We start from the raw sequence: 10,164 nt of genomic DNA, 5'->3' as shown, positions 1-10,164 counted from the left end.
CACCGCGCCCCCCGCCCCGGGGTGAGAGCAACGTTCCCCGGCGGTCACTCGTCGCCACAGGCCGGAAACGCGCCATCCCTACCTTCGGGTGGACCAGCCGGAGAAATTGTGGAGGCGTGAGATGACAGCCCCGAGCAGCAGCATCGCACCGCGCAAGGGGGGCCGCTGGATCGAGCAGTGGGACCCGGAGGACGAGACGTTCTGGAAGGAGACGGGCGAGAAGGTCGCCCGGCGCAATCTGTTCTTCTCGGTTCTTTCCGAGCACATCGGGTTCTCGATCTGGACCCTGTGGTCCGTGATGGTGCTCTTCATGGGGCCCGAGTACGGGCTCACCCCGGCCGACAAGTTCTTCATCATCTCCATGGCCACGTTGGTCGGCGCCATCGTGCGGGTGCCGTACACCTTCGCGGTCGCACGCTTCGGTGGCCGGAACTGGACCATCGTCTCGGCGAGCATGCTGCTCATCCCGACGATCGCGGCGTTCATCGTGATGGAGCCGGGGACGTCCTTCGGGACCTTCCTCGTGTGCGCCATGCTCGCCGGCGTGGGAGGCGGGAACTTCGCCTCCTCCATGACCAACATCAACTCCTTCTTCCCCTTGAGGAAGAAGGGGTGGGCTCTTGGGCTGAATGCCGGGGGCGGCAACATCGGGGTGCCCGTCGTCCAGCTCGTCGGGCTCGCCGTCATCGGCGCCAGTGCCGGACCGCGCGTGCTGCTCGGCATCTACATTCCGCTGATCGTCGTCGCCGCCGTTCTCGGGGCCTTCTACATGGACAACATCACGTCCGTGAAGAACGACACCGGTGCCGCCAAGGAGGCGGTGAAGGACCCGCACACCTGGATCATGTCCTTCCTCTACATCGGGACGTTCGGGTCGTTCATCGGGTACAGCTTCGCCTTCGGGCTCGTGCTCCAGACGCAGTTCGGGCGTACGCCGCTGGAGTCGGCCTACGTCACCTTCATCGGGCCGCTGCTCGGCTCGCTGATCCGGCCCGTGGGCGGCTGGCTCGCCGACAAGTACGGTGGCGCCCGCATCACCCTGTGGAACTTCGTCGCCATGGGCGCCGCGACCGCCGTCATCGTGGTCGCCTCCATGGAGAAGTCCCTGCCCCTGTTCACCACGGCGTTCATCGTGCTGTTCGTGCTGACCGGGCTCGGCAACGGCTCCACGTTCAAGATGATCCCCGGCATCTTCCAGGCCAAGGCCACCGCCCTGGGGCTCACCGGTGAGGAGGCCGCGTCCTACGGGCGGCGGCTGTCCGGTGCCTCGATGGGGCTCATCGGGGCCGTGGGCGCGCTCGGCGGTCTCGGCATCAACCTGGCCTTCCGGCAGTCGTTCCTGAGCGTGGGGTCGGGCACCGGAGCCTTCGTCGCCTTCCTCGCCTTCTACGCGGTCTGCTTCGGGGTCACCTGGGCCGTATACCTTCGCCGCCCGGCGGGCGCCGCGTCCCCGGCAGTGACCGCTTCCGAGGCGAAGCCGCAGCTCAGCTACGCGGAAGTGTGACGTAACACGGATGACATCAAGCGGAACCGAGCCTGTCACGCATGATTGACAGGCTCGGTCATCCGCCATGATGCGGGCAAATAGGGCGTGCAGCGGACGCCCCGGAGCAGGAGGTGCCGGCCCTGGGACCGGGCACCCCACCACGGAGGCTCCACGCGGGACGCCCCAACCCAGCGGGTGACGCAGGACGAACACCACTCGAGCGGGACGAGAGCCATGTACGAAGAGCAGCGACCGGAGCAACGCCCCGAGCGACGACCCGAGCAGCGATCTGAACAGCGATCCGAGCACCGATCCGACCGGCCCGATCACGGCCCCCTCGCCGGGTTCACCGTCGGTGTGACCGCCGCCCGCCGTGCCGACGAACTCGGAGCCCTGCTCCAGCGGCGCGGCGCCGCCGTCATGCACGCGCCCGCCCTGCGTATCGTGCCCCTCTCCGACGACAGCGAGCTGCTCGCGGCGACCAAGCAACTGCTCCACGAGGCCCCGGACATCGTGGTCGCGACCACCGCGATCGGCTTCCGCGGGTGGGTCGAGGCCGCCGACGGGTGGGGGCTGGGCGAGGACCTGCTCGAAACGCTCCGCGGAGTCGAGCTGCTCGCCCGCGGACCGAAGGTGAAGGGCTCGATACGGGCCCAGGGGCTGACCGAGGAGTGGTCCCCGTCCTCCGAATCCATGGCCGAGGTGCTCGACCGGCTCCTGGAGGAGGGAGTCGAAGGGCGCCGGATCGCCGTCCAGTTGCACGGTGAGCCGCTGCCCGGGTTCGTCGAGTCGCTGCGGGCCGCGGGCGGGGACGTCGTCGGCGTGCCCGTGTACCGGTGGATGCCGCCGGAGGACATCGCGCCCGTAGACCGGCTGCTCGACGCCACGGTCACCCGCGGTGTGGACGCGCTGACCTTCACCAGCGCCCCGGCCGCCGCCTCGCTGCTGGGCCGCGCCGAGGACCGCGGGCTGCTGCCCGAGCTGCTCGCCGCCCTCAACCACGACGTGCTGCCCGCCTGCGTCGGCCCGGTCACCGCGCTGCCGCTGCAGGCCAGGGGCATCGACACGGTCCAGCCGGAGCGTTTCCGGCTCGGCCCCCTCGTACAGGTGCTGTGTCAGGAACTGCCGTCCCGGGCGCGAACGTTGCCGATCGCCGGTCACCGGGTGGAGATCCGGGGGCACGCCGTGCTGGTGGACGACACGCTGCGGCCCGTGCCGCCCGCCGGAATGTCGTTGCTGCGCGCGCTGTCCCGGCGGCCCGGCTGGGTGGTGGCCCGCGCCGAGCTGCTGCGGGCCCTGCCCGGCGCCGGCAAGGACGAGCACGCGGTGGAGACCGCGATGGCCCGGCTGCGTACGGCACTGGGGGCGCCCAAGCTCATCCAGACCGTCGTCAAGCGCGGCTACCGGCTGGCGCTCGACCCGGTGGCCGACTCCAAGTACGGCGACGACTGACGACCGCTCCGGCCGTGGCGCCCGTACAGCACCAGAGCCTGCGCCAGCAGGCCGAACGCGAGGATGTGCAGTACGGCGCGTACGACGTTCCAGGCCACCCACGGGTCCTCGAACTCCTCGCGCACCGCGGCCGGATCGGTCATCGTGGCCGGATTTCCGGCGTCCATGATCTCGTTGTTCAGCGGGATGTTGAAGACGACGGTGACCAGGAACGCGAGCGCGTAGACGACGAGTGCCGCGAACACCCACACCCGGATCCGTGGTGAGCCGCGCAACTGCCAGGCCGAGAAGGCCGTCAGCAGCAGCGCGCCGTTGAAGCTCAGGAGGAACACCGGGTTCTGGATGACGTCGTTGATGTTCTGGACGACCTCGACGTAGACGCGGTCGTCGCTGCGGGCCAGCGCCGGCATCACGTTGTTCGCGTACGCGTAGAACAGCCCGGCGACCAGACCCGTGACGACCGTGGCCGCGACCAGTACACCCCCGGCGGTCGAACGCCGCCCCTTGTTGCTCTCTGTGGTGGTTGCCATGCCATGAGTCAACCGGCAGGTCCCGGCGGACGACATGCTTCGGACTCGCGCCCGCATAAGCGGACGTCCAGCCGGGAAGGGCCGGGCGGCGCGAGGGAGGGTACGGCCCGGCGCGGGGCTTCCCGCCGCGCGCGGGGGAAGGCACTGTAGGGAGTACGGGCCACGCACGGCCCCCTCCCGTACCCCCACTCACGACCACTCACCGACCCCGCATGGCGGCAACCCCAAGGCGGTGACAGGCACATGGCACTGGGCACGGCCACAGCCACGGCCCCGTACGAGCTGCGGTTCGACTCCGGACGGATCTGTCTCGATCTCCTGGCGACCACCCACCCCGAGGAACGGCTCGACTCGGCGGAGCCGTTGCGGGCCTGGATCAGCGGATCCGGACTCGTCCCGGCGGGCACCCCGCTCGCCCCCGTCGACTCCTCCTGGCTCGTCGGATTTCGCGAACTACGCAGCCATATAGGCCAGCTGGTACGCGCGGAGCCCTCCCGGGACTCCCGTCCCTTCGTCATCGCGCTCGCCCGCGTGAACGAACTCGCCCGCACCGCACCGCCCGTGGCGCACGCGGTGTGGGACGCCGGGGGCTCTCTCGTACGAGCCCTGGACGGCCCGCCGGCCCCTGCCGCGCTGCTCGCGGCCATCGCCCGTGACACAGTGGAACTGCTGACTGATCCGGCCGCCCGCGCGAGCATTCGGCAGTGTGAGGGAGACAACTGCCCCATCGTGTACCTGGATACGTCCAGAGGGCGTCGTCGCAGGTGGTGCTCCAGTGAGGTGTGCGGGAACCGCGAACGCGTTGCCAGGCACCGGCGCAGAGCAGCCCTCGCGCGGGCTTAGAGTTCACCCGTGAAGGAGAGCCCCCCAACTTCCCCACACTCTCCTCACAAAGAATGCCCGTCACTTTGAACACAGCCGCGCCTGCGCCCGTATCCCGGGATGAGCGACCGACTGGGGGATCCCCCGGACACCGGAGGTAGGCGTGCGCAAGGATTCCGCCGTGGCCGATGAACGATTGCCGAGGGCCCGACATCGTATGTCCCAGCCCTCGGAGCCGGACGAGGAGCTGATGCGTGCGCTCTACCGCGAACACGCCGGGCCTCTGCTCGCCTATGTGCTGCGGCTGGTCGCCGGGGACCGGCAGCGCGCGGAGGACGTCGTGCAGGAGACGCTCATCCGTGCCTGGAAGAACGCCGGGCAGCTCAACCGAGCTACCGGTTCGGTACGCCCCTGGCTGGTGACGGTCGCTCGGCGCATCGTCATCGACGGGCACCGCAGCCGGCAGGCCCGGCCGCAGGAGGTGGACCCGTCGCCGCTGGAGGTCATTCCCGCGGAGGACGAGATCGACAAGGCGTTGTGGCTGATGACACTCTCTGACGCGCTCGACGACCTGACCCCCGCCCACCGGGAGGTACTGGTCGAGACGTACTTCAAGGGGCGTACCGTAAACGAGGCCGCCGAAACCCTGGGGATACCCAGCGGCACGGTGCGCTCACGGGTGTTCTATGCCCTGCGTTCGATGAAGCTCGCACTGGAGGAGCGGGGGGTGACGGCATGAGCACATACGGGGGATACGGAACGGGTAGTCCTGGACCCATGCAAAGTTCGCAAGGGCAGGGCGATGTGCACGAGACGGTTGGTGCGTACGCGCTCGGCATCCTCGACGACGCCGAAGCCACCGCCTTCGAGGCGCACCTCGCGACCTGCGAGTGGTGCGGCCAGCAGCTCGACGAACTCGCCGGCATGGAGCCGATGCTCGCCGCACTGGCCGATCTGCCCGCCGCTCAGGGCACTCCGGCCATAGGCGAATCGCTTGCCGCCCGCCCGAGCCCGCAGCTCGCGGACCGGCTGGTCGGCGAGGTCGTGGAGCGTCGCGTCCGTGCCAAGAGAAGCCGGCGCGCCTTCTTCGGGCTCGCGGCCTCGCTGATCATCGGCGGCCCCGTCGCCGCGATCGCGGCCACCGGCGGCGACACGACCAAGGAGGCCCAGCCTCTGCAGTCCAGCAGCCCCGCCAAGGAAGCCTTCACGCGCATGACCGACAAGGTCAAGGCGACGGACCCGACCACCAAGGTCAGCGCCGCGGTCGGCATGGAGGGCAAGGCCTGGGGCACCCATTCGGTCCTGGAGCTGAAGAACGTCAAGGGGCCGGAGAAGTGCTCCCTCATCGCCGTCGGCAAGAACGGCGAGCGGGAGACGGCGACCACCTGGGCGGTCCCGAAGTGGGGCTATGGCATCGAGGACGCCAAGACCGAGCAGGCCAAGAGCCCGCTCTACGTGAACGGTGGCGTCGCCATGAACCCCGAGGACATCGACTACTTCGAGGTCATGACCTTCGACGGCAAAAAGCTGGTCCAGGTCGACGTGTAGGCGATCAAGAGCGGAAACGTAGCCTGACGGGCTCCCCTTCGCGTACGGTTGACGGCTGCCATGCACGTCAGAAGGGGGCCCGGTGGCCGCTCAGGTTCAGCAGGAAACGGCGTTCGATCCGGTGGGCGACTCCGTGCGCGACCGCGAGATCGGCGTCGAACAGGAACACCTGGACCGGGTGTACCAGCGCCTTGAGGAAAAGATCCACGAGGCGGAGTTCCTGATGAACGACGCCGCCCAGCGCGGCCAGGTCGGTACACCCGGAGCACTCGCGGAGCGTGACGCGCAGGTGTTCCGGGCGGGGATCCACCTCAACCGCCTGAACAACGAGTTCGAGGACTTCCTCTTCGGACGGATCGACCTCCTAGCGGGCAAGGACGGCAGGAAGGGCCCGGACGGCGCGTACACGGCGGTGGAGCCCGCCGAGGGCGCGGTACGGCCCGACAACACCGCCGAGATCGCGGAGACCCTCCACATCGGCCGTATCGGCGTCCTGGACTCGGACTACGCGCCGCTGGTCATCGACTGGCGGGCCCCGGCGGCCGCGCCGTTCTACCGCTCCACACCGGTCGATCCCGGCCGGGTGGTACGCCGCCGGGTCATCCGCTCCAAGGGCCGCAAGGTCCTCGGGGTCGAGGACGACCTGATGCGCCCGGAGCTGAAAGCTTCCCTCTCCGGCCGCGCACTGCCGGTGATCGGCGACGGCGCGCTGATGGCCGCGCTCGGCCAGGCCCGCAGCCACACCATGCGGGACATCGTCGCCTCCATCCAGGCCGAGCAGGACCTGGTCATCCGGGCACCCGCCGCGTCCGTCACGTACGTGGAGGGCGGTCCTGGCACCGGCAAGACCGCGGTCGCCCTGCACCGGGCCGCCTACCTGCTCTACCAGGACCGCAGGCGGTACGCGGGCGGCATCCTGATCGTCTCGCCCACGCCCCTGCTGGTGGCGTACACCGAGGGCGTCCTGCCGTCCCTCGGCGAAGAGGGCCAGGTCGCCATCCGCGCGGTCGGCTCCCTGGTCGACGGCGCCGAGGCCACGCTGTACGACTCGCCGGCGGTGGCCCGGGCCAAGGGTTCGTACAGGATGCTCAAGGTGCTGCGGAAAGCGGCGCGGGGGGCGCTGGAGGCACCGGGCGAGCCGGGCCGGGCGCCCGCGCGGGGCAGGCGGAACGGCCACAACGGCCACAACGGTCAGAACGGGCAGCTCTCGTTCGGAGACCCCGACGACGACTTCGCCGACTCGGACGACGAACCGCAGGCATCCTCCGCCACACCCGACCGCCTCCGAGTCGTCGCCTTCGGGCGCCGGCTGGAGCTGGAGGCTCCCGAGCTGGACCGGATCCGCCAGAACGCGCTCTCCGGGACCGCCCCCGTGAACCTGCTGCGCCCGCGCGCCCGCAAGCTGCTGCTCGACGCCCTCTGGGCGCGGTCCGGCGCCGGGACCCGGCACACGGACGCCGAGCTGGCGGCCGAGCTGCGCTCGTCGTTCGACGAGGACGTCAGCTCCGAGGACAGCTTCATCGCGTTCGTCGACGTGTGGTGGCCCGAGCTGGCACCGAGTGCCGTTCTGGAGGCGATGGCCGACGAGAAACGGCTCGGACGGTGGGCGCGGCGGATCCTCAACCCCGGTGAGGTCCGGCGGGTCGCCCGCTCCCTCAAGCGGGACGGCCTCTCCGTGCACGACGTGGCCATGCTCGACGAACTCCAGGCGATCCTCGGCACCCCGGCCCGCCCCCGCAGGAAACGCGACCTCGACCCGCTCGACCAGCTGACGGGCCTGGAGGAACTCATGCCCGTACGCGAGGAGACGCAGCGCGAGCGGGCCGAGCGGCTGGCCCAGGAGCGCACGGAGTACGCGCACGTCATCGTCGACGAGGCACAGGACCTCACGCCCATGCAGTGGCGCATGATCGGCCGCCGCGGCAGGCACGCCACGTGGACGGTGGTCGGCGACCCCGCCCAGTCCTCGTGGTCAGACCCGGACGAGGCCGCCGAAGCCCGTGACGAGGCCCTCGGCACGCGCCCGCGCCGCCGTTTCGAGCTCACCGTGAACTACCGCAACCCGGCCGAGATCGCCGAGCTCGCCGCCAAGGTCCTGGCCCTGGCCATGCCCGGCTCCACCTCCCCGTCCGCGGTGCGCTCCACGGGCGTGCGGCCGCGCTTCACCGCCGTACGGGACTCCCTGGCCAAGACCGTGCGGGAGGAGGCCGCGCGGGTGCTCGACCAGGTCGACGGCACGGTCGGTGTCGTCGTCACCATGAACCGCCGCGCCGAGGCCGCGCGCTGGCTCGCCGGGCTCGGCGACCGCGTGGTGGCGCTCGGCAGCCTGGAGGCGAAGGGCCTGGAGTACGACGCCACGGTGGTCGTCTCCCCGGCGGAGATCGCCGACGAGTCGCCGGCCGGGCTGCGCGTGCTGTACGTGGCGCTGACCCGGGCCACCCAGCAGCTCACCGTCGTCTCGGCCGACCGCGACGAACCGGACGCGGACGGGGTGCCGGACCTGCTGCGGGACTGACCGGGGCCCGGCCCGCGGTCAGACCCGCGAGCCGGACCGGACCGGGCCCGAAGAACCTTCTCCGTGAACCTCCGGTACGGGAATTGCCTTACGGGGATCGTTTGTTACGGTTGGTGTGACACCGGCCCGATCCAAGCCCCCGGGCCCAACCTTCGTCGCTACGAGCGACCACTTGCCGCGAGGCGAGCATGGCGGGTCGGTGTCATTGAACGAAGTTCCGTTCGACGTGTCGTGAGCGGACGAGAGGCCCCTGTCACCCAGTGACAGGGGCCTCTCTTTGATTGAGAACAAAACGTTCGCAATCCAGGGCGGCTACCACGTACTCCGCGGTAGGTGCGACGATCGGACGGCAAACCCGCGAACCAGTAGCGCTCGCAGTACCCGGTGAAAGCAGAGGAAGTCGGCCATGGCAACGGCGCCCAGCGTCTCCTACTCGATTACGGTCCGGTTGGAGGTGCCCGCGAGCGGAACCGCGGTCTCCCAGATCACCACCGCCGTGGAGTCCCACGGAGGCTCGGTGACGGGCCTCGACGTGACGGCCTCCGGCCACGAGAAGCTCCGGATCGACGTCACCATCGCGGCGACGTCCACCGCCCACGCCGACGAGATCGTCGAGCAGCTGCGCGGCATCGAGGACGTGACGCTCGGCAAGGTGTCCGACCGTACGTTCCTGATGCACCTCGGCGGCAAGATCGAGATGCAGTCCAAGCACCCGATCCGCAACCGTGACGACCTCTCGATGATCTACACCCCGGGCGTGGCCCGCGTGTGCATGGCGATCGCCGAGAACCCCGAGGACGCCCGCCGTCTGACCATCAAGCGCAACACCGTCGCGGTCGTGACGGACGGCTCGGCGGTGCTGGGCCTGGGCAACATCGGCCCGATGGCCGCCATGCCGGTCATGGAGGGCAAGGCGGCCCTCTTCAAGCGCTTCGCCGACATCGACGCCTGGCCGCTGTGCCTGGACACCCAGGACACCGACGAGATCGTCGCGATCGTCAAGGCGATCGCCCCGGGCTTCGCCGGCATCAATCTTGAGGACATCTCCGCCCCGCGCTGCTTCGAGATCGAGGCCCGTCTGCGTGAGGCCCTCGACATCCCCGTCTTCCACGACGACCAGCACGGCACGGCGATCGTCGTGCTCGCGGCCCTCACGAACGCGCTGCGGGTGGCGGGCAAGGCGATCGGCGACATCCGGGTCGTCATGTCCGGCGCGGGCGCGGCCGGTACGGCCATCCTGAAGCTGCTGCTCGCCGCCGGCGTCAAGCACGCCGTCGTCGCCGACATCCACGGTGTGGTGCACGCGGGCCGTGAGGACCTGGTGAAGGCCGCCCCCGACTCGCCGCTGCGGTGGATCGCCGACAACACCAACCCCGAAGGGGTCACGGGGACGCTCAAGGAGGCCGTGCGCGGCTCGGACGTCTTCATCGGCGTCTCGGCCCCGAACGTGCTGGACGGCGACGACGTGGCCGCCATGGCCGAGGGTGCCATCGTGTTCGCGCTCGCGAACCCCGACCCCGAGGTCGACCCGGCGATCGCCCGCCAGACCGCGGCCGTCGTGGCCACCGGCCGCTCCGACTTCCCGAACCAGATCAACAACGTGCTGGTCTTCCCGGGTGTCTTCCGCGGTCTGCTGGATGCGCAGTCCCGCACGGTCAACACGGAGATGATGCTTGCTGCCGCAACCGCTCTGGCGGACGTGGTGACCGAGGACGAGCTCAACCCGAACTACATCATCCCCAGCGTCTTCAACGACAAGGTCGCGGGCGCGGTCGCGGGCGCGGTCCGCACCGCGGCGAAGGCGGCGGGCG

The 10,164-nt window shown here is 70.1% G+C and carries 8 protein-coding genes; 7 read left to right on the top strand and 1 reads right to left on the bottom strand.

The genetic code is table 11. The features are described from left to right. Positions 1-121 precede the first annotated feature (121 nt). Positions 122-1,504, top strand: coding sequence for a NarK/NasA family nitrate transporter (locus tag O3Q52_RS40515; protein ID WP_269653560.1), 1,383 nt, complete (start codon positions 122-124; stop codon positions 1,502-1,504). Between the two features lie 216 nt (positions 1,505-1,720). After that, complete coding sequence (locus tag O3Q52_RS40510) at positions 1,721-2,938, top strand: uroporphyrinogen-III synthase (RefSeq protein WP_269653559.1); 1,218 nt, start codon at positions 1,721-1,723, stop codon at positions 2,936-2,938. Here O3Q52_RS40510 and O3Q52_RS40505 read toward each other — a convergent pair. Then, a complete protein-coding gene (locus O3Q52_RS40505) occupies positions 2,887-3,468 on the bottom strand; it encodes a DUF1772 domain-containing protein (RefSeq protein WP_269653558.1) in 582 nt (193 codons plus the stop codon). The two genes, O3Q52_RS40510 and O3Q52_RS40505, sit on opposite strands and share 52 nt — an antisense overlap. Before the next feature lie 243 nt (positions 3,469-3,711). Here O3Q52_RS40505 and O3Q52_RS40500 point away from each other — a divergent pair, with 243 nt between their 5' ends. The 5 genes from O3Q52_RS40500 to O3Q52_RS40480 all read left to right on the top strand — a co-directional run. Continuing rightward, positions 3,712-4,311: a CGNR zinc finger domain-containing protein gene (locus O3Q52_RS40500; RefSeq protein ID WP_269653557.1), complete on the top strand. Its 600-nt coding sequence runs from the start codon at positions 3,712-3,714 to the stop codon at positions 4,309-4,311. 196 nt (positions 4,312-4,507) lie between these two features. Next, a complete protein-coding gene (locus O3Q52_RS40495) occupies positions 4,508-5,029 on the top strand; it encodes a sigma-70 family RNA polymerase sigma factor (protein WP_010039908.1) in 522 nt (173 codons plus the stop codon). Between the two features lie 38 nt (positions 5,030-5,067). After that, positions 5,068-5,838, top strand: a complete 771-nt coding sequence (locus O3Q52_RS40490; RefSeq protein ID WP_269653556.1) for a zf-HC2 domain-containing protein — start codon at positions 5,068-5,070, stop codon at positions 5,836-5,838. Positions 5,839-5,920: 82 nt separating this feature from the next. Next, entirely contained in the window at positions 5,921-8,353 is a 2,433-nt protein-coding gene (locus O3Q52_RS40485; protein WP_269653555.1) for a UvrD-helicase domain-containing protein, read from the top strand. Positions 8,354-8,759: 406 nt separating this feature from the next. Then, a partial coding sequence (locus O3Q52_RS40480; protein WP_269653554.1) for an NAD-dependent malic enzyme occupies positions 8,760-10,164 on the top strand: 1,405 nt, incomplete at its 3' end.

It is taken from the genome of Streptomyces sp. ActVer, assembly GCF_027270795.1.
Classification (GTDB): Bacteria; Actinomycetota; Actinomycetes; order Streptomycetales; family Streptomycetaceae; genus Streptomyces; species Streptomyces umbrinus_A.
The sequence above is the reverse complement of the archived record's forward strand: the minus strand, read 5'-3'. Positions and strand labels throughout refer to the sequence as shown.